The 20,907-nt window shown below is 57.2% G+C and carries 15 protein-coding genes; 7 read left to right on the top strand and 8 right to left on the bottom strand.

The window, feature by feature from the left end; genetic code table 11:
* Window positions 1-2: 2 nt before the first annotated feature.
* The 3 genes from lolA to lrp form a co-directional block, all read right to left on the bottom strand.
* Window positions 3-614 (bottom strand): outer membrane lipoprotein chaperone LolA, encoded by a 612-nt coding sequence (gene lolA / locus AAE045_RS09070; protein ID WP_455547426.1) that lies wholly within the window; start codon window positions 612-614, stop codon window positions 3-5.
* Between the two features lie 163 nt (window positions 615-777).
* Window positions 778-4,491 (bottom strand): DNA translocase FtsK 4TM domain-containing protein, encoded by a 3,714-nt coding sequence (locus tag AAE045_RS09065; RefSeq protein WP_455547425.1) that lies wholly within the window; start codon window positions 4,489-4,491, stop codon window positions 778-780.
* A 122-nt stretch (window positions 4,492-4,613) separates the two neighbouring features.
* Window positions 4,614-5,108, bottom strand: a complete 495-nt coding sequence (lrp, locus tag AAE045_RS09060; protein ID WP_002439523.1) for a leucine-responsive transcriptional regulator Lrp — start codon at window positions 5,106-5,108, stop codon at window positions 4,614-4,616.
* A gap of 499 nt (window positions 5,109-5,607) precedes the next feature.
* Between lrp and trxB the strand changes: the two genes are divergently transcribed.
* The 5 genes from trxB (at window position 5,608) to infA (ending at window position 11,504) form a co-directional block, all read left to right on the top strand.
* On the top strand, window positions 5,608-6,573 hold the full coding sequence (gene trxB, locus AAE045_RS09055; RefSeq protein ID WP_455547424.1) for a thioredoxin-disulfide reductase: 966 nt from the start codon (window positions 5,608-5,610) through the stop codon (window positions 6,571-6,573).
* A gap of 184 nt (window positions 6,574-6,757) precedes the next feature.
* Window positions 6,758-8,524, top strand: coding sequence for a heme ABC transporter permease/ATP-binding protein CydD (gene cydD, locus AAE045_RS09050; RefSeq protein ID WP_455547423.1), 1,767 nt, complete (start codon window positions 6,758-6,760; stop codon window positions 8,522-8,524).
* The gene (cydC, locus tag AAE045_RS09045) at window positions 8,524-10,245 is read left to right on the top strand and encodes a heme ABC transporter ATP-binding protein/permease CydC (RefSeq protein ID WP_455547422.1); all 1,722 of its coding nucleotides are present in this window, start codon (window positions 8,524-8,526) and stop codon (window positions 10,243-10,245) included. Before cydD ends, cydC begins: the two co-directional genes overlap by 1 nt.
* A 57-nt stretch (window positions 10,246-10,302) precedes the next feature.
* Window positions 10,303-10,998, top strand: a complete 696-nt coding sequence (gene aat, locus AAE045_RS09040; protein WP_455547421.1) for a leucyl/phenylalanyl-tRNA--protein transferase — start codon at window positions 10,303-10,305, stop codon at window positions 10,996-10,998.
* A gap of 287 nt (window positions 10,999-11,285) precedes the next feature.
* Window positions 11,286-11,504 (top strand): translation initiation factor IF-1, encoded by a 219-nt coding sequence (gene infA / locus AAE045_RS09035; protein ID WP_002211347.1) that lies wholly within the window; start codon window positions 11,286-11,288, stop codon window positions 11,502-11,504.
* A 93-nt stretch (window positions 11,505-11,597) separates the two neighbouring features.
* Here infA and clpA read toward each other — a convergent pair whose 3' ends face one another.
* Both clpA and clpS read right to left on the bottom strand, forming a co-directional pair.
* Window positions 11,598-13,865: an ATP-dependent Clp protease ATP-binding subunit ClpA gene (gene clpA, locus AAE045_RS09030; RefSeq protein ID WP_455547420.1), complete on the bottom strand. Its 2,268-nt coding sequence runs from the start codon at window positions 13,863-13,865 to the stop codon at window positions 11,598-11,600.
* A gap of 28 nt (window positions 13,866-13,893) precedes the next feature.
* Window positions 13,894-14,214 (bottom strand): ATP-dependent Clp protease adapter ClpS, encoded by a 321-nt coding sequence (gene clpS, locus AAE045_RS09025; RefSeq protein ID WP_121267264.1) that lies wholly within the window; start codon window positions 14,212-14,214, stop codon window positions 13,894-13,896.
* Between the two features lie 324 nt (window positions 14,215-14,538).
* On the opposite strand from clpS, the gene cspD reads away from it, so the two are divergent.
* On the top strand, window positions 14,539-14,763 hold the full coding sequence (gene cspD / locus AAE045_RS09020) for a cold shock-like protein CspD (RefSeq protein WP_202302708.1): 225 nt from the start codon (window positions 14,539-14,541) through the stop codon (window positions 14,761-14,763).
* A gap of 82 nt (window positions 14,764-14,845) precedes the next feature.
* Here the strand turns inward: cspD and macB are convergent, their stop codons facing one another.
* On the bottom strand, window positions 14,846-16,792 hold the full coding sequence (macB, locus tag AAE045_RS09015; RefSeq protein WP_455547419.1) for a macrolide ABC transporter ATP-binding protein/permease MacB: 1,947 nt from the start codon (window positions 16,790-16,792) through the stop codon (window positions 14,846-14,848).
* Entirely contained in the window at window positions 16,789-17,904 is a 1,116-nt protein-coding gene (gene macA / locus AAE045_RS09010) for a macrolide transporter subunit MacA (RefSeq protein WP_455547418.1), read from the bottom strand. The genes macB and macA overlap by 4 nt, the downstream gene beginning before the upstream one ends.
* A gap of 139 nt (window positions 17,905-18,043) precedes the next feature.
* Between macA and AAE045_RS09005 the strand changes: the two genes are divergently transcribed.
* Entirely contained in the window at window positions 18,044-18,991 is a 948-nt protein-coding gene (locus tag AAE045_RS09005) for a VirK/YbjX family protein (RefSeq protein ID WP_455547417.1), read from the top strand.
* Here the strand turns inward: AAE045_RS09005 and AAE045_RS09000 are convergent.
* On the bottom strand, window positions 18,988-20,643 hold the full coding sequence (locus AAE045_RS09000) for an ATP-dependent endonuclease (protein WP_455547416.1): 1,656 nt from the start codon (window positions 20,641-20,643) through the stop codon (window positions 18,988-18,990). The two genes, AAE045_RS09005 and AAE045_RS09000, sit on opposite strands and share 4 nt — an antisense overlap.
* Window positions 20,644-20,907: the final 264 nt, after the last annotated feature.

Here is a 20,907-nt window from a genome sequence, read left to right as displayed (position 1 = left end):
CTCTACTTACGCTGGTCGTCCACCGTCACGCCTTTTGGCGGGGTGAAAGTAAACTTGCTCATGTCCACCGCGCCGTTCTGCTGGGTTTTGAGCGCGTAGCTGCTGCGCTGCTCGTCCTGCTCTACCGCGCTGAACTGGTGGATGATCCCGTCGCGCCCTACGTTAATGGTGAACTGCTTAAGGTTACCGGCGCTGGTTTTCGGCGTCAGCACAAAGTCATCACCGTTTTGTTTGATGTTGTACTGCTGCCAGTCGCTGGTCTGGTTACGCGCGATCAGCATAAACGGCGTGTTGCTGGTGGCGTCTTTCAGCCAGGTCGCGCTGACCTGCTCAACGAACGGGTTGTAGAACCATAAGGTTTTACCGTCGGACACCAGGATGCTTTCGTCCGGCTGGGTCATATGCCAGTTGAACAGATTTGGACGCTTAACCCACAGGTCGCCCTGGCCTTCCTGCACCGCAGCACCGCTGCCGTCGGTGACTTTCTGGGTGAAGCTGGCGTGGAAGCTGCTGACTTTATCCAGGCGCCCTTTCAGGTCGCCTGCGGCATCCGCCCAAACGCTGGTTGCGGCAAAAGTGGTTAACAAAGCACAGGCAATGGCGATCTTTTTCATTATTATTCCTCTGTATTCAGTTGCCTCCGCGCGACGGCGCGGCGGCGCTTCTGTTGTCCACTTTAGTGCAGAGCGAAAGCGAAACAACAGAAGAAAAAGCTGATTTTTCGGCAATTTACCCTTCTTTGCATAAAAGCCGCGGCGGCGGCTTTTATGCTGGTCATCACTCGAACGGCGGCGGTGCCAGCACCTCGCGGTTACCGTTATGCCCCTGCGGACTCACGATACCCTGCGCTTCCATTTGTTCAACGATGCGCGCCGCGCGGTTATAGCCGATACGGAACTGGCGCTGAACGCCGGAAATTGACGCTTTGCGTTTTTCAACGACAAAAGCCACGGCCTGGTCAAATAGCGGATCCAGCTCTTCATCGCCGTCGAGACCGCCGCCCGCTCCGCCTTCACCCTCGCTATCGGAGGTGATGCCGGAAATATATTGCGGACGACCCCGCGCTTTCCAGTCCTGTACCACCGCGTGAACTTCCTGATCGCGCACAAAAGCGCCGTGCACACGTACAGGCGTGGTGGAGTTAGGGCCGGAGTAAAGCATATCACCCATGCCGAGCAGTGATTCCGCGCCGCCCTGATCCAGGATGGTACGGGAGTCGATCTTGCTCGATACGGTAAAGGCGATACGCGTCGGGATGTTCGCTTTTATCAGGCCGGTGATAACGTCAACGGATGGGCGCTGGGTAGCAAGCACAAGGTGGATCCCCGCCGCACGCGCCTTCTGCGCCAGGCGAGCAATCAGCTCTTCTACTTTTTTACCCACGGTCATCATCAGGTCGGCGAATTCATCCACCAGCACCACGATATACGGCAGTTTTTCAAGCATTGGATGCGTAACGTCCATGCTGTCGCCCGGTTTCCAGAACGGATCAGGAATTGGACGACCCATGCGTTCGGCTTCCAGCACGCGTTCGTTATAACCTGCAAGGTTACGCACGCCGAGCGCGGACATTAACTTGTAGCGGCGTTCCATCTCGTTGACGCTCCAGCGCAGGGCGTTGGCGGCGTCTTTCATGTCGGTGACCACTTCGGTCAACAGGTGAGGAATGCCTTCATAGACCGACAGCTCGAGCATTTTCGGGTCGATCATGATGAACTTAACTTCTTCCGGCGTCGCCTTGTAGAGAATGCTGAGGATCATCGCATTCACGCCCACGGACTTACCGGAGCCGGTTGTACCCGCCACCAGCAGGTGAGGCATTTTCGCCAGGTCGGCGACAACGGATTCCCCGCCGATGTCTTTACCCAGCACAACGGTCAGCGGAGAAGTGCTTTCGCGGAACTTCGCGCAGTCCAGCACTTCACGCAGATAAACCGTCTGGCGCTTTTTATTCGGTAATTCCAGGCCAACGTACGGCTTGCCCGGAATAACTTCCACTACGCGCACGGCAACGGTCGAGAGCGAACGGGCAAGGTCACGTGACAGGTTAGAGATACGCGCGGCCTTGACGCCAGGGGCTAAATCCAGTTCGAAACGGGTGATAACCGGGCCCGGAGAGTAGTCCACGACGTCCGCTTTAATGCGGTAATCCGCCAGGCGGGCTTCCACCAGGCGCGCCATTTGCTCAAGCGCGAAGGTATCAATTGGCTCAACCTCCGCAGGAGGTGACGTAAGCAGATCCAGCGACGGCAGCGGCGTGGTCGGCTTCTGCAGCGGACGGTCGTCGCCGTTACGCATCAGGAACGGGTGAATCAAACTTTCCTGCGGCTGTGGCGCTGCGGGCTGCTGCGGCTGGTAAGCAGGCTGCGCAGGGGCGGCCTGATACTGCTGCTGGGCCGGCTGCTGACCATATCCCTGTGGAGCGGCTGGCTGAACCGGGGTCGGCTCTTCAATCACGCTCGGGGTAAACAGCGGCTCGCTTGGGCCATCGTCCACCAGGGCTTTCATTGGCGAGAAGTCGAAATCATCCAGCGAGAACGGTGCATTTGCAGGCGCAGGTGCCTGCTCGTAGCGCTGCTGTTGCTGAGCTGCGAACTGGCGCGCCAGCTCTGCCTGCTCAGCCGCATCTTCGTCTTCCTGAGAAGGCTGCTCCGCTTCGTATTCCTGACCGTAACGCTGCTGCTGCTGGGCGGAGAACTGGCGGGCCAGCTCATGCTGCTCCTGCTCGGCGGCGTTATCATCTTCGTAGTCGTCGTAGCCACCGTTCTGGCGACGCTCTTCTTCCCGCGCGGCCTGCTCTTCTGCCATACGCTGGGACGGGAGCTTTATGCCATAAGAGGCCAGCTCACGACGCGTTGGGACACGGACACGATTAGGACGCGGAAGCTGCGGGCCTATCCCCTCTTTTACCTGCGTACGCGGTGCATCGCTGGCGATACCGAATACCGGCGTAAATGCAGCAGCCGTGGCCGCAACCTTCGCCGCTTCCTGGACAACAGGCGCAGCAGAGGTGACATCCGGCGTCGGGATTGCAGGGGTGCCCTGCGGTACTGCCGGGCTAACAGAAGGGGCGGACGATGTTACTGCCTGCGCCGCCGGGCGCTCGTACGGATCGGGCTTAGGTTCATGAACCGGCTGATACCATGCCGCAAGCTGTTCGCGTTCGCGAGCGCGCTGGGCCTCCACTTCTTCGAAATGGTAAAGCGGCGGGCGCGAAGGTTTAGCCTCTTCTACCTGTTCAGGCTGATACTGCGGCTCGGCTTCTGGCGCAGCAGGGGCTGACCAGTGGCTGGTCACCTCCTGCGGGAGCTGCTGTTCCGCCTGACGCGGCGCGGTATAGCTTTCCGGTGCCGGTGCGATAACGGGCTCCGGAGTCACCGTTGTTGGCGCTGGCTCCCAGGCAATGGCCGGAGAGGTCTCCGTCTCCGGAGAAGGCGTCTGTACCGCAGGCATTGGCGCCGTAGGCACTGCCGGGCCAGCATAGGCCTGGTTAGCCATTGTCGCGGCGGCAGCGGCGGCCACCGGCTCGGCAATGGAGTAGCCGCTCAATAACGGATCGTACTCTTCGTCTTCCGGCAGCGTCGCTTTATTACCGGAGAACAGGACGTCATTCGCGTCTGCTTCAACGCCACGGGCGCTGAACAACACGTCGTCTTCGTCATCCATACGTTTGCCGGAGAACAGCGCAGCATCTGTTTTACGCGCGTTAGGATTGGCAAACTTTTCTGATATACGCTGCTTGCGGGCTAAAGCGCCACGCAGGATACGGGCACGACGAGACTCACGTTTCTCCATTGCTGGCTCGTGTTCTTCGTCAGGCTCTGCTTGTTCTTCGTCGTAGTCGTACTCCTCGTCCTGCCAGGTATTGTCCCGACGGGTACGATTGCTGGCAAAGGTCAGTACGGCAAGCACGGCGCTACCGATTTTTTCAGCGATGCCTACCCACGACCAGCCGGTGAACAGCGTCAGACCAGCGGCCCAGACGCACAGCAGCGCAATGGTGCCGCCGCTGCTGTTAAGCAGTGGCATCATCGCCGTGCTCAGCAGGCTGCCAATCACGCCGCCGGAGGCGAAGTACCAGATATCATCGGCATTAATAGAGGCAAGACCGCAGGAGGTCAGCACCATGGCCAGCACGCCAATCAGGCGCAGCGAAACGGCAAAGTAGTCGATGTAATCTTCGCTGCCCCTTTGCTGCCACGTAAACCAACAGCCGCCGATAATGATCACCGGGATGGTGTAGGCCATGACGCCAAAGATGAACAGCAGGGTATCCGCAAGCCACGCGCCTGGCGCCCCACCCAAATTATGGATAGGTTCATGCCACGCCGTCTGGGACCAGCTCGGATCGGACGGGTTAAAACTCAGTAAGGCGGCCATCAGGTAGACGGCAAAAATGGCGACAAGGATCAGCAACGCCTCGAGTAAACGGCGCCCGCTGCTGAGCTTCCTCAATGTAACTTCTTTATCTTCAGTATATTCCTGGCTCAAGTAAGACTCTCCAGGTCCTTAACTTTCATGGAAAACAACAGTGCCGGGACAATCCCGGCACTGAAGCTGTATGGATTACCAGGAGTGTAACCAAAATACGCGGATTTTGCACCTGGCCCGTATTAACGGGTCTTAATAACCAGACGATTACTCTGTTTGACCTCTTCCATGACCACATAGGTACGGGTGTCATTAACACCCGGCAGTCGCAACAGGGTTTCGCCTAATAATTTGCGATAGGCCGACATATCCGGTACGCGGGTCTTCAACAGGTAGTCGAAATCGCCGGATACCAGGTGACACTCTTGAATTTCTTCGAGTTTCTGCACGGCGGAGTTAAATTGCTCGAAGACGTCCGGTGCGCCACGATTCAGAGTAATCTCAACAAATACCAGAAGTGATGCATCCAGATAATGCGGATTTAACAGCGCCGTATAGCCCTGAATAAAACCCTGTCGTTCCAGACGACGCACGCGCTCAAGGCACGGGGTCGGTGAAAGCCCAACACGCTTAGAAAGCTCGACGTTCGAAATTCGCCCGTCTTTTTGCAGCTCGTTGAGAATATTGCGATCGATGCGGTCGAGATCTTTGCCAGGGCGCTTCTTGCTATCTACCATTATTATTGTCTCTCTCTATTCCTTCCATCACCTGCCATAACCCTGGTAACGTCACTGTTCCGGGAGTACGTGAGAAGACCGGTGCCAGCTGGCTGCTATCGACATCACGCATGGCGTCTGTCCACACCATGCGTAGATTTCAATTGCCCGGTTAATGCATCAGGTATGCGTGATGATATTGCGTCATCACACCAAATGTTTTCCTTCCTCGAATGTTTTCGCAAATGCTTAGCGGATTGTCAAAGCAAAACATCTAAATTTAGTGGAACGTGCCAGTTATTACCGCTACTTGACGATTATTCATCACTTTACCTCCGTGACTACCCTCCGCAAGAAAGTGAGTATTTATGCGGTTTTAGCGCCATTTCAGCGGGTTGATTGCCCCTGACTATTACACATATCGTTAACACTATTCACCCGCAGGGCCGCTGCACCTTTTTTTAACGCGCCAAATTCCCTACAATCCCCCGATTGTCAGCAAACGTTCAATGAGGAACTCATGAGCACGGCTAAACACAGTAAGTTGCTTATTCTGGGCTCCGGCCCTGCGGGCTATACCGCAGCGGTCTACGCGGCTCGCGCTAACCTTAATCCGGTTCTGATCACCGGCATGGAAAAAGGTGGGCAGCTCACCACCACGACCGAAGTGGAAAACTGGCCGGGCGACCCGCACGACCTGACGGGTCCGCTGTTGATGGAGCGCATGCATGAGCACGCGGCGAAATTCGAGACCGAAATCCTCATCGACCACATTAATAAGGTCGATTTACAGACCCGTCCGTTCCGCCTGACCGGCGACAGCGGCGAGTACACCTGTGATGCGTTAATCATCGCAACTGGTGCTTCCGCTCGCTACCTGGGTCTGCCATCAGAAGAAGCTTTTAAAGGCCGCGGCGTTTCAGCCTGCGCCACCTGCGACGGCTTCTTCTACCGCAACCAGAAAGTGGCGGTCATTGGCGGAGGCAACACCGCAGTGGAAGAAGCGCTTTACCTGGCGAACATCGCCTCTGAAGTGCACCTTATCCACCGCCGCGATACATTCCGTGCGGAAAAAATCCTGATCAATCGTCTGATGGAGAAAGTGAAGAACGGCAATATCGTTCTGCACACCAACAAAACGCTTGATGAAGTGACCGGTGACCAGATGGGCGTTAGCGGCCTGCGCCTGCGCGGTGCGCATAACACCGACCAGACTGAAGAGCTGGAAGTAGCCGGCCTGTTTGTTGCTATCGGCCACAGCCCGAATACGGCGATTTTTGCCGGTCAGCTGGAGCTGGAAAACGGCTACATTAAAGTGCAGTCCGGCATTCACGGCAACGCGACGCAGACCAGCATCCCCGGCGTCTTCGCAGCCGGTGACGTCATGGACCACATCTACCGTCAGGCAATTACCTCTGCCGGCACGGGCTGTATGGCCGCGCTGGACGCCGAGCGTTATCTGGACGGCCTGGCCGAACAGAAGTAGTGAGTATTACGGTGGACGATCTCCGGGTCGTCCACCGCCTGCCCCGCCGACGAGCGGCACTCTGCCTGCCCCTACGTTTCCTGACAGTTCTCTGCGTCCCCGATCCTCGCCTTTCTTCTCTTTGCGTTGTAACATGCCAGCAAAATTTGCCTGATAATTCCTTTATCTACCTGTACTGGCCGCCATGAATAAAACCCGTCAACAAGAACTTAATCGCTGGCTGAAACAGCAAAGCATCATTTCCCGCCGCTGGCTTGGCCTCTCACGTATTTTAGGGCTGGTAAGTGGTCTGCTGATCGTGGCCCAGGCCTGGATACTTGCGCGCCTGCTCGATCATATGATCATGGAAAATATTCCCCGCGAGGCGCTGCTGCTGCCGTTTATCATGCTGGTACTGATCTTTATTCTGCGGGCGTGGATTGTCTGGCTGCGCGAAAAAGTAGGGTTCCATGCGGGGCAGCATATTCGCCATGAGATCCGCCGTAAGGTGCTGGATCGCCTGCACACCGCGGGCCCGGCCTGGATCCAGGGTAAACCGGTCGGCAGCTGGGCTACGCTTGTGCTGGAACAGATTGAAGATATGCATGACTACTACGCCCGCTATCTGCCGCAAATGTCGCTGGCGGTGATGGTCCCGGTACTCATTCTGATAACTATTTTTCCCGTTAACTGGGCTGCCGCCCTGATTTTGCTTGGCACCGCCCCGCTGATCCCGCTGTTTATGGCGATGGTCGGCATGGGGGCCGCAGACGCAAACCGTCGTAATTTCCTGGCGCTCGCTCGCCTGAGCGGCCATTTCCTCGACCGACTGCGCGGTATGGAAACCCTGCGTCTGTTTAACCGCGGGGCCGCGGAAACAGAAAGCATTCGTAGCGCCTCCAAAGACTTCCGCCAGCGCACGATGGAAGTGCTGCGCCTCGCGTTTCTCTCTTCCGGCGTGCTGGAGTTCTTTGCCTCTTTATCTATAGCGCTGGTCGCGGTCTATTTTGGCTTCTCTTATCTGGGCGAGCTTAATTTTGGTCATTACGGCGTTGGCGTCACGCTTTTTGCCGGGTTCCTTACGCTTATCCTCGCGCCGGAGTTCTTCCTCCCGCTGCGTGATTTAGGGACCTTCTACCACGCCAAAGCTCAAGCCGTGGGTGCCGCTGACAGCCTGATTACCTTCATGGAAGCCCCTTTACAGCGTAAGGAAGAGGGTACCGTTCAGCTTCCTGCTGGTGCGCCTTACACGATTGAAGCGCGCAATCTGAAAATTCTTTCCGCCGAAGGCCATCCCCTTGCCGGGCCGCTGAACTTTACCCTGGCAGCAGGAGAACGCGTTGTGCTGGTCGGGCAAAGCGGCGCGGGAAAAAGCTCGCTGCTTAATGCCCTGTCCGGCTTCCTGCCGTACGAGGGAGAGCTGAAAATTAATGGCACCGAGCTTGCCCATCTGGACCCATCCTGGTGGCGCGAACAGCTCAGTTGGGTGGGGCAAAACCCCCAGCTTCCGGCCGGGACTTTGCGCGAAAACGTCCTGCTGGCTAACCCCGATGCGAGCGATGAAGCCCTGCATGAGGCGCTTGAGAAAGCCTCCGTCAGCGAGTTTTTGCCCTTGTTGCCGCAGGGACTTGATACGCCGCTGGGGGATCAGTCCGCCCGCCTGTCGGTTGGGCAGGCACAGCGTGTAGCCGTTGCCCGCGCACTGCTGGTTCCCACCGGGTTTCTGCTGCTGGATGAACCGGCTGCAAGCCTTGATGCCCACAGCGAGCAGCGCGTCATGGAAGCGCTTGGCGAAGCCTCCCGGCACCAGACTACCGTTATGGTCACCCACCAGCTCGACTACATCACCGAATGGGACAGCATCTGGGTGATGCGCAACGGCGCCATCGTCCAGCAGGGCGATTTTGCTACCCTGGCCGCTCAGGACGGTCCGTTTGCCGAGCTGCTGGCCAACCGCAAGGAGGAGATCTGATGCGCGCCTTACTGCCCTATCTAGCACTATATCGCCGCCATTTCTGGCTGCTTTTCCTGGGCATCGTGCTCGCCATCGTTACGCTTCTTGCCAGCATTGGCCTGCTGACGCTTTCCGGCTGGTTCCTGTCGGCCTCTGCCGTCGTCGGGGTCGCCGGTCTTTACAGCTTTAACTATATGCTGCCTGCTGCCGGTGTACGTGGCGCAGCCATTACCCGAACCGCCGGACGCTACTTCGAGCGTCTGGTCAGCCACGACGCAACGTTCCGCGTTTTGCAGCATCTTCGCGTCACAACCTTCAGCAAGCTGCTCCCTCTCTCCCCTGCCGGGCTTGCTCGTTTTCGCCAGGGCGAGTTGCTCAACCGCCTGGTTGCCGACGTCGACACGCTCGATCATCTCTACCTGCGGGTGATTTCACCGCTGGTAGGGGCGTTCGTCGTTATCCTGGTGGTGACCTTTGGCCTGAGTTTTATTGATATAACTCTCGCACTGACGCTGGGCGCGATTCTGCTGGCAACGCTGATTATTCTGCCGCCGCTGTTTTACTACGCCGGGAAATCGGCCGGTGAAGCCCTGACCGTTCAACGCGGGCAGTATCGCCAGCAGCTCACCTCCTGGCTACAGGGCCACGCGGAGCTGACCATTTTCGGAGCGGCAAACCGCTACCGCGAACAGCTCGACAGCACGGAGATTCACTGGCAGGAAGCTCAGCGCCGCCAGTCAGAACTATCGGCACTTTCCCAGGCGGTGATGCTGCTTATCGGGGGTCTGGCGGTGGTAGTCATGCTGTGGATGGCGGCACATGACGTCGGGGGCAATACCACTCCGGGGGCGCTGATTGCGCTGTTTGTCTTTTGTGCGCTGGCTGCTTTTGAAGCGCTGGCGCCGGTCACCGGGGCGTTTCAGCATCTTGGACAGGTTATTGCTTCCGCCTTACGCGTAACTCAGATTACCAGCCAGCAGCCCGAGGTCACTTTTAAATCTGGCCCGCAGGAAGCGCTGGCTCAGGTTTCACTGGCAATGGATAAGGCGAGCTTCACCTATCCGGGCCAGCAGCAGCCTGCGCTGAAAGAAATTACGCTTACTATTCCGGCAGGCCAGCACATTGCCATTCTTGGGCGTACCGGCTGTGGAAAATCAACATTACTGCAGCTGCTTACCCGCGCCTGGGATCCTCAGCAGGGCGTGATTAGCGTCAACGGCAAGCCGCTGGGCGAACTGAGTGAGGAGACTCTGCGCGCCGCAACCAGCGTTGTGCCACAGCGCGTGCATCTGTTCAGCGCAACGCTACGCGACAACCTGCTGCTGGCCGCGCCTCAGGCAACGGATGAACAGCTCATCGCCATACTTGAGCGCGTGGGGCTTGAAAAACTGCTGCCGGAAGCCGGGCTGAACAGCTGGCTGGGTGAAGGGGGCCGCCAGCTGTCCGGCGGTGAGCTTCGCCGTCTGGCTATCGCCAGGGCCTTACTGCACGATGCGCCGCTGATGCTGCTGGATGAGCCAACTGAAGGTCTCGATGCGGAAACTGAACGACAGATCCTTGATTTACTTGCGGAAGTGACCGCGGGGAAAACCGTTCTGATGGTCACGCACCGCCTGCGCGGACTGGCCCGTTTCGGCAGCATAATTGTGATGGACAACGGACAAATTATTGAGCAAGGTAATCACGCCGAACTGATGGCTACCGGTGGTCGCTACTACCAGTTCCGCCAGCGTTTGTAACGCGGCAATTAGGCTATTATCAATCAATATTTCCTGCGTTGTCGGAGTGATGAAGTCATGCGCCTGATACAGCTTTCTCGTGACTCTATCGCCTTCCCCTCTCCGGAAGGCGCGTTGCGTGAACCGAATGGGTTACTGGCACTTGGGGGCGATCTCAGCCCGGCCAGACTGCTGATGGCGTACCAGCGCGGGATTTTTCCGTGGTTCTCGCCGGGTGATCCTATCCTGTGGTGGTCCCCGGACCCCAGGGCCGTGCTCTACCCGGAGCAATTTCACCTCAGCCGCAGCATGAAGCGCTTCCACAGCCGCTCGCCGTTCCGGGTGACGCTCAACCATGCCTTTGAAAAAGTCATTACCGGCTGCGCCCAGGATCGTGAAGAGGGTACGTGGATTACCCAGGATATCGTAGAGGCCTATCAGCGCCTGCATGAGCTGGGCTACGCGCACTCGATTGAGGTCTGGGAAGGCGAAGAGCTGGTCGGCGGCATGTACGGGGTGATTCAGGGGTCGTTGTTCTGCGGCGAGTCCATGTTCAGCCGCCGGGAGAATGCCTCTAAAACAGCGCTGCTGGTATTCTGTCGGCACTTTTTGCGCCACGGCGGCAGGTTGATTGACTGCCAGGTGCTGAACAGCCATACCGCGTCTCTGGGCGCCATCGAGATCCCCCGCCGGGATTATCTCCGTCACCTGGCGGATTTACGTACGGAGCACTTAATTTCGCACTGTTGGGTGCCACAAACCCTGCCGGACTAATAATGTTTACGGCACATTTTTGTTGAGGGTGTTATAATTAGCCGCGCAGAGTGAACTCTGCCCATTACCCCGCCGCCGTATGGGAACTGCAATTAAAGGGAACGCCCCTCGTTTATCTCTTCGCACCCCTTGTTGTTAGCGCATTTGATGCAGCTTTCGCGTGGTTTATGGGTAATGTGCAAAATGCACTTTGCTGGTGAATTCACCAACAATTCTTTACATGATAAGCGAACTTCGGCATTATCTTGCCGGTTCAAAACATTGGTAGTGATACCCCCGAGGATTAGATGGCCAAAGAAGACAATATTGAAATGCAGGGTACCGTTCTTGATACGTTACCTAACACCATGTTCCGCGTTGAGCTGGAAAACGGGCACGTGGTAACCGCTCATATCTCCGGTAAAATGCGTAAAAACTATATCCGCATCCTGACGGGTGACAAAGTCACTGTAGAGCTGACCCCGTACGACCTGAGCAAAGGCCGCATTGTCTTCCGTAGTCGTTAAGAGTTTTTTGCTGTCGTAGCCGGGCGCTGCGACCGAGCAGTCGCTAATAAAAAGGCCGCATTGATATGCGGCCTTTTTTTGTGCTCAGAGCGGCTAGTGTGCCGCTTCCGGCTTGCGCTTCTGGGCGCTGACAAAGTTGTAGGTCAGCTGGTTATTCTCCAGCGCCACGGTCACCTGTCCGCCGTCTACCAGTGAACCAAACAGCAGCTCGTTGGCGAGCGGTTTTTTCAGGTTGTCCTGAATAACGCGCGTCATAGGGCGAGCGCCCATGGCACGGTCATAACCTTTCTCCGCCAGCCAGTCACGGGCTTCCTGACTGACTTCCAGCGAGACGCCTTTCTGATCCAGCTGCACCTGAAGCTCGACAATAAACTTGTCGACCACCTGATGAATCACCTCGGTGGAGAGGTGGTTGAACCAGATGATGTTATCCAGACGGTTGCGGAATTCCGGGGTAAAGATCTTTTTGATCTCTTCCATGGCGTCGGTGCTGTTGTCCTGACGGATCAGGCCAATAGACTTACGCTCGGTTTCACGCACCCCGGCGTTGGTGGTCATCACCAGAATCACGTTGCGGAAGTCCGCTTTGCGCCCGTTGTTATCGGTCAGCGTGCCGTTATCCATTACCTGCAGCAGCAGGTTAAAGACGTCCGGGTGCGCTTTTTCGATCTCATCAAGCAGCAGCACCGCATGAGGATGTTTGATCACCGCATCCGTCAGCAGGCCGCCCTGGTCAAAACCAACGTAACCCGGAGGCGCACCAATCAGGCGGCTCACCGTATGGCGCTCCATGTACTCGGACATATCGAAACGCAGCAGCTCAATGCCCAGCGACTTCGCCAGCTGGACGGTCACTTCCGTTTTACCTACGCCCGTTGGGCCAGCAAACAGGAAGGAGCCTACCGGTTTATGATCCTGCCCCAGGCCCGCACGGCTCATCTTGATGGCTTCGGTTAACGCCTCAATGGCTTTATCCTGTCCAAAGACCAGCATTTTCAGGCGGTCGCCCAGATTTTTCAGCGTATCGCGATCGCTCGCTGAGACGCTTTTTTCCGGGATACGCGCGATGCGGGCAACCACGGTTTCAATATCCGCCACGTTAACGGTTTTCTTACGCTTGCTTACCGGCATCAGGCGGCTGCGGGCACCGGCCTCGTCGATAACGTCAATCGCTTTGTCCGGCAGGTGACGGTCGTTGATGTACTTCACCGCCAGCTCCACCGCTGCACGAATCGCTTTCGCGGTATAGCGCACGTCGTGGTGCGCTTCGTACTTGGTTTTCAGGCCGTTGATGATCTGTACGGTTTCCTCAACGCTTGGCTCAGTGATATCAATCTTCTGGAAGCGACGCGCCAGCGCGCGGTCTTTTTCGAAGATGTTGCTGAATTCCTGATAGGTCGTTGAGCCGATAACGCGGATCTTGCCGCCGGAAAGCAGCGGCTTGATTAAGTTTGCCGCATCGACCTGGCCGCCAGAAGCCGCACCAGCACCGATGATTGTGTGGATTTCATCGATAAACAGGATGCTGTTCTGATCCTGCTCGAGCTGTTTGAGCAGCGCTTTAAAGCGTTTCTCAAAATCACCGCGATATTTAGTCCCGGCCAGCAGCGAACCGATATCCAGCGAGTAAATCGTGCAGTCGGCCATCACTTCCGGCACGTCGCCCTGCACAATGCGCCAGGCCAGGCCTTCCGCAATGGCAGTTTTACCCACGCCGGACTCCCCCACCAGCAGCGGGTTGTTCTTACGACGGCGGCACAGCACCTGAATGGCTCGCTCAAGCTCTTTGTCGCGGCCAATCAGCGGATCGATACCGCCCACGCGCGCAAGCTGGTTGAGATTGGTGGTGAAGTTTTCCATACGTTCCTCCCCGCCTGCTTGCTCTTCATTGACCGGATTTTCGGCACCCGGCGCCTGGTTTGGCTCGTCTTTACGCGTGCCGTGGGAGATGAAGTTCACCACGTCAAGACGGCTGACTTCGTGTTTGCGCAGCAGATAGGCTGCCTGGGACTCCTGCTCGCTGAAGATGGCAACCAGCACGTTGGCACCGGTTACTTCACTGCGGCCAGAAGACTGAACGTGGAAAACCGCGCGCTGCAGAACACGCTGGAAGCTGAGCGTTGGTTGCGTATCGCGCTCTTCTTCACTGGCAGGCAGCACCGGAGTGGTTTGTTCGATGAAGGCTTCGAGTTCCTGACGCAGCGCCACCAGATCCACGGTGCACGCTTCCAGCGCTTCCCGTGCCGATGGGTTACTGAGCAAAGCCAGTAACAGATGCTCGACGGTCATAAACTCATGTCGGTGCTCGCGCGCTCTGGCGAAAGCCATGTTTAAACTGAGTTCCAGTTCTTGATTGAGCATAGGCACCTCCCCCAAATTGTAGCCTTCTTCAGGCTTGTTCTAGCGTACACAGCAGCGGATGCTCGTTCTCCCTGGCATACTGGTTCACCAGCGCTACTTTGGTTTCCGCCACTTCTGCAGTAAATACCCCGCAGATGGCCTTTCCCTGATAGTGAACCGTGAGCATCAGCTGTGTGGCTCGCTCTACATCATAAGAAAAGAACTTTTGCAGCACGTCAATAACAAATTCCATCGGCGTGTAGTCATCGTTCATTAACATCACTTTATACATAGAGGGTGGTTTAAGCGCTTCGCGCAGTTTATCGCCCACTAATTGGTCAAAGTCTAACCAGTCGTTCGTCTTACCCATTGCGCATCGTCATCATATTAAATCGTCCGGCCTTCACCAGAACGAAGCCCTTAGGTTGAGTGTAATACGCTTTTGGCTACTGCAACTAATTGTGTTGCAAAGTGATGGCTGGAAGCCTTAGCGAGCCAGATCACAATATTAGCAATAGCGTTAACTGCTTCAAATTTCTGACTGATTGTCCCCCCCTCTTCCCGGCTGAACGCTTGACGCAGTGATTAAAATATCTACATTGTACTGGCGTGAGTTGGCGAGGTTTTGAACAGCCCGCCCTTACCCACCGGTTCATTCCATCTCACTTATAAGATTTACGAAGGATGTCGAAGCATGGAGACGGGTACAGTTAAATGGTTCAATAACGCCAAAGGGTTCGGCTTCATCTGCCCCGAAGGCGGCGGCGAAGATATCTTCGCACATTACTCCACCATTCAGATGGATGGGTACAGAACGTTAAAAGCCGGGCAAGTTGTCAGGTTTGATGTACATCAGGGGCCAAAGGGCAATCATGCCAGTCTCATCCTTCCACTCGAAGTGGAAGCGGCGGTCGCGTAGACCCCAGGTTTTATTGTGTACATCCCAAAGCCAAAATGCCAGCCCTGACGGCTGGCATTTTTATTGTCAGCAAAATACCAGGCTATTCCCTCGCCAGCGCGTCAATCGGGTTCAGCCTTGCAGCGTTACGCGCGGGCAGCCAGCCGAACAGCACGCCAGTCGCGGTCGAGCAGGCAAACGCGGTGAGCAGCGCCATCGGCGAGAAGCCAATCTGCCAGCCGGGTAAAAACAGCCCCAGCGTGAAGGCGATCAGCAGCGAAAGCGAAATCCCCAGCGCCCCGCCCACCAGGCAAACCAGCACGGCTTCGATTAAAAACTGCTGCAAAACGTCGCTTGCCCTGGCTCCTACCGCCATGCGGATCCCAATCTCTTTCGTACGCTCGGTCACCGATACCAGCATGATATTCATCACCCCGATACCGCCCACCAGCAGAGAAATCACCGCCACCAGCGTCAGGAACAGCTGTAGAGTACGTGTGGTCTTTTCCGCCGTTTTCAACAGGCCGTCCATATTGTAGGTGAAAAAATCTTTCTTACCGTGGCGCAGCTCGAGCATGCGGTTCAGCTGCTGCTCCGCTTCATGGCTGTCATAGCCCTCCTTCACGCGAACGGTAATGGTGTTGAGCCAGCTCTGCCCCATCACCCGCCCGGCCATGGTGTTGTAGGGCAGCCAGACGCGCAGCACCTTGCTGCTGCCAAACATCGACTGCTTCTCTTCCGCCACGCCAATGACCGTGGCGGGCATGTTGCCCACCAGAATCACCTCGCCGACCACGTTAGCCTTGTTCGGGAACAGCTGACGCTTACTGTTGCTGTCCAGCACAACGACCTGGGCACGCCCGGCCAGCTGCTCGTTGTTGAAAGTGGTGCCCTGGCTCATGGTCATGCCGTAGACGTCAAAATATTTGCCGTTAACGCCGTTGACGCTCGCGGCCGCATCCACGTTGCCGTAGCGTAACCGCAGATTGCTGGAGATCGACGGCGTCGCGGACGTGACCCATGGTTGCTGTTCAATGGCCGCCAGGTCGGCGTACTTCAGCGCCTGCTGATACTGCGGATCGTCATCGCCAAAATCCTTGCCGGGATAGACGTCGATAGTATTGGTGCCGATAGCGCGGATATCTTCCAGCACCAGCTGCTTCGCCGCATCGCCCACGATGACAATCGACACCACCGATGCGATGCCGATAATAATCCCCAGCATGGTCAGCAGGGTGCGCATTTTATTGGCGGCCAGCGCCAGCCAGGCCATTGAAAACGCCTCGCGGAAGCTGCTGATGGTTTGTTTTAAACCGGTAGCCGTCGGGCGCGTAGCCGCATCGCTTTTTGCCTTTACGCCGCGTGGGACGGAAGGAGGATTGCTGATGATTTCGCCGTCGTGGATCTCGATGATGCGCTGCGCCTGGGCGGCAACCGTCGGATCGTGGGTAACGATAATCACCGTGTGCCCCTGCTCGCACAGCTGCTTGAGCGTGGCCATCACCTCTTCGCCGGAATGGCTGTCCAGCGCCCCGGTCGGCTCATCGGCAAGAATAACCTGCCCGCCGTTCATCAGGGCGCGGGCGATACTCACGCGCTGCTGCTGGCCGCCTGAAAGCTGCGAGGGGAGATAGTCCACCCGCTCCGCCAGCCCCAGCCGCATCAGCAAAGCGCGGGCGCGCTGCTGGCGGTAGACCCGGGCCGTCCCCGCATACACGGCGGGAACCTCAACGTTTTGCGTCGCGTTGAGGTGCGACAGCAGATGATAGCGCTGGAAGATAAAACCAAAATGTTCCCGACGCAGGGTTGCCAGCTCGTCGCTGTTCAGCGCGGAGATGTCCACGCCCGCCACTTTATAGCTCCCGCCGGAAGGCTTATCCAGGCAGCCGAGAATATTCATCAGCGTGGACTTGCCGGAGCCGGAGGCCCCGACAATCGCCACCATCTCACCCGCTTCGATCGTGATGCTGACACCTTTGAGCACTTCAACCTGCTCGTCCCCGGAGGGGTAGCTGCGGCGAATATCCCTGAGCTCAAGCAGTGCCGTCATGGCGCACTCCCGGCGTTCGAACGGCCCGTCACAACCTCTTCACCTTCGGTCAGCCCGGTGGCAACCTGTACCTGGGTATCGTTACGCATGCCGATAGTGATTTCACGCTCGCGGGTTTCGCCGTTGCGCAGGACGGTGACCTTGTAGCGGTTATCCCCCACCGGTTCGCCAAGCGCCGCCAGAGGAATGGTCAGAACGTCTTTTACGCCGCCGAGCTGGATGTGCACCTGGGCAGTCATTTCCAGACGCAGCACGCCCTGCGGGTTCGGCACTTCAAAGCGCGCGTTATAGAAAATCGCGTCGTTAACTTTATCCGGGGTAGGCAGGATATCTTTCAGCGTGCCTTCATAGCGGGTCAGCGGATCGCCCAGCACCGTAAACCACGCTTTCTGGCCTGGCTTAAGATGAATAACATCCGCCTCGGAAACCTGGGCCTTCACCAGCATAGTGCTGAGATCCGCCAGCGTCAGAATGTTTGGCGCCTGCTGCGCCGCAATCACGGTCTGGCCCTGCAGGGTTGTGATCTGGGTGACTTCGCCAGCCATTGGCGCAACGATGCGCGTAAAGTCGAGGTTGGTTTTTGCGGTATCCAGAGAAGCCTGATTGCGCTGGATTTGCGCCTCTATTGTGCCTATCTGGGCGATTTTAACGTCGAGGTCCGTCGCCGCAGTGTCCAAATCCTGACGCGACACGGCCTGGGTTTTCGCCAGCGCCTGCTGGCGGCTCAGCGTCACCCGGGCGAGTTTTGCCTGCGCCTGGGCCTGTCGGCGCTGGGCGCGCAGCTCCATCAGCGTGGCCTCTACCTCTTTAATCTGGTTCTGCGCCTGTTCAGGGTCGATAACCCCCAGCAGCTGATCCTTTTTTACTTTATCGCCGATATTCACCGACAGCGTTTTTAACTGGCCGCTCACCTGCGCGCCGACGTCAACCTTGCGTAACGCATCCAGCTTGCCCGTTGCCAGCACGCTCTGCTCGAGCGCGCCTTTGCGCACAATCATGGTCTGGTAGCTGGGCGTGGGCGCGTTCAAAAACTGCCACAGCCAGATGAGCAGCATCAGCACCAGCAGCGCAAGTAGCCAGTATCGTTTTTTTATTTTTCCCTTGAATCTCATAGGTATCCTGGAGGTAAAGCTCAGTTAAACAGAGCGTCAACAAATGTAAAAGCTCTCTCGTGGCGCACGGCCCGATTGAACGTTGGTTGAGGTTAACGGTGCTGAAATAGCCGTCTCAACCGCAAACCGAGTAATGATTATGTCGCAGATAGCCGTAAACCAATTGACAACAACAGCGCCTCAGAGCGGCTGGCAGCTGTTTCTTTCCCTCGCGAAAGGTTTGCAGCAGCCGGGTCCTGCGTGGCATAACCCGGGCTATCGCCGTAAATTCATGCTGCGCTCTTTGCTGACGCCGTTCACAACAGGCCAGCTGCTGTCAGCGCTGGCGCAGCAGCCGATGCTTGACGTCCTGCTTAGCGCCCAGCCTGGACTGCCCTGTCGCCTGCATCGCCCCTATCTGACGGCGAATTTTAACCGCAAGGATACCCTGAATGCATTGTGTTTCCACTACCGGACGCTTGTGAATGCGCTGCCGGAAAACCTGATCCGCCGCCATTTCACCGACAGCGGCGTGCGTTTCGCCGAAATAGTGGGCAAGGACGAATCGCGCTATTTCATTGATTTCTGCGCAATTGCTAATCTGGATAAAGAAGGCGAAGCCACGCTGGTCATGCTCAACGAAGAGGGAAACGCGCTTGCCTGGCTGACCTTTACCCTTTGTGAAATTAACGGCAAATCAACGCTGTTTATTGGTGGCCTGCAGGGGGCAAAATCCTGGGTCCCGCACGAAGCCATTCAGCAGGCGACCAAAGCGTGCCACGGTCTATTTCCGAAACGCCTGCTGCTGGAGGCGACCTGCCAGCTGGCCCGGCACTTTAACGTTGAGCAGATCCTCGCCGTCAGCAACAGCGCGCATATCTACCGCTCATGGCGCTATGAAAAGAAGAAAAAAGGCAAGCTGCACGCGGACTACGACAGTTTCTGGCAGTCGATGAGCGGCGAGCTGCAAACCAGCGGCTTCTTCCGCCTGCCGGAAAGCGTAGCCCGCAAGCCGCTGGAGGAGATTGCCAGCAAGAAGCGCGCGGAATACCGCCGCCGCTACACGCTGCTGGATGCCATGAGCGACAGCATTGCCGGCAAGCTTTAGTCTGCTCTGCCTCGCGCCAGCCACAGCACCCGCGAGAACATTTTCCGCAGGACAGGAGGGATGGAGTCCACGCCGCGCCGTCCCGCCTCCATCGCCACTTCAATAGCCAGGTCCGGCTTGGAGGAGCGATGAATTGCCTTGATGATGATGCGGCGCATATTCATATGCACGTTCTCAGGAATTTGCGACACGCGATGATAAACGTCCGCGAATCCCTGGCGGTACATAAAGTGTTCCATATCCAGCGCCGGGAGCGCCGTCAGGTGATCCCGCTCCTGGTCTTTGTCGTTATCCAGCAGCCCGCGCACCGTGGCGGCATACTTCTTCCCGGCTTCGTCCCCGTCCACCAGCACGTGCCATTCAATGCCCATACGGCGGGCAAACTTGATCAGCGGCTTCAGTCCGGACTGGGCAAATTCAATCACCTTCACCCCTTCCGCATCAAAATGGTGGCCGCACTGGCGCGCCAGTTCGTTCATCACCCAGACCTCCGTTTCCCCCTCAACCAAAAGCCAGCAGCGGGCAAACAGAGATGAGGCGCGGTTAAAACGGATGTGGAAGGCGATTCGGCGGCTGTCCTCCGCGTTCATGCCGCCGGGGCCAAGCCGCCAGGCGGCGACCCTGGACGATTCACGCACCAGCCGACAAACCTGCTCAACCGGGGTCAGCGACAGAAGCTCGCCGGAATTGGTGGTGGTAATTTTTTGCAGCGGCAGCAGGTTCAGCAGGTGCCAGGCAACGGAGAGCATAATGGGATGCAGCCGGGTTTCCGGATCTTCCACCAGCAGCAGCGGGCGCGCATCGCGATCGAGCGTAACGGAGCCCTTGGCCTGCAGCAGGGTGGAGAACATGCTCAGCAGAATCATCCGGTGGGTGCGGCTGTTGGGCCTGTCGATCATCCGGTTAATGATGTCCAGATAGCGCCAGCTGCGCTGCTCGTCGTGGGAGCGGCGGCGCATCAGCCGCTTGTGGGCAACGGCCCCCTGTTCAGAAAAATAGTGCTCCAGCAGCTGCACCATGGCGGAAAGCCCCTGCCGCAGCTGGGCGTCGGTAAGATTCTGCGGCCGGGAAACCAGCTCCCGAGCCAGAAAGTCCAGCTGGCGGGCAGTCATTTCGGTTTCCGGCATCGCGGGAATGCTGCCGTTGCGTAAACGACGCATAAAGCGCGCGTCCCGCAGGCGCAGAACCGGATTCAGACGGGTGATCTGCTGTGCCAGTGCATCAATGTCAACAAGCTCTATTGCCCTGCTTTTGTCGTCCAGAAAGCTGCGCAGGGTCAGCACGGTATCGTCTTCGGCAAGCTCCCCTTCCAGACGATAAAAAATGCGGTGAAAACCGTCTGCGCCTTCGACCCACAGCGGCGCAAGATCGCGGTAGCGACGACCAAGATGATGGCCCGGCGCGGTTTCCCGAAACGTCAGAATGATGTGGAGATGGCGTTCGCGCCCCGGCATGTCTCCGGGTGGAAAATAGAAGTCGTCGCGAGAAAAGTGGTAAAGCTGCTCCTGCGGGGATAGCAGCAGCGTCAGCGCATCCAGCAGGCTCGACTTACCCCAGGCATTCTCGCCGATCAGCACGTTGTTCTGCTCAAGCATTAACGACAAACGATTGATGCCGCGAAATCCGACAACCTCTACGCGTTCAAGAAACATACTCCCTCCAGGATCTGCACGGCCAGTCCAACTGGCGCCCCAAGCGGCATGTAGTCGAGTATAGCGGCAAAGCGGTGGCCGTTAACACCGCCCCTGCTTTGTGCAGAAATAAACAAAATAAATCGATTAACCCTGCTGCAAATAACGGAGAAATTATTTATTTTTAAACGACACAAGAATAATCCTACTCCATTCTGAATATGACTATACTTTTCACTGGTAAATTCTTAAAAGGAATCGCACCTCATTGCCTTAAATCAAACT

Source organism: Dryocola clanedunensis (assembly GCF_038405435.1).
Lineage (GTDB): Bacteria > Pseudomonadota > Gammaproteobacteria > Enterobacterales > Enterobacteriaceae > Dryocola > Dryocola clanedunensis_A.
The sequence above is the reverse complement of the archived record's forward strand: the minus strand, read 5'-3'. Positions and strand labels throughout refer to the sequence as shown.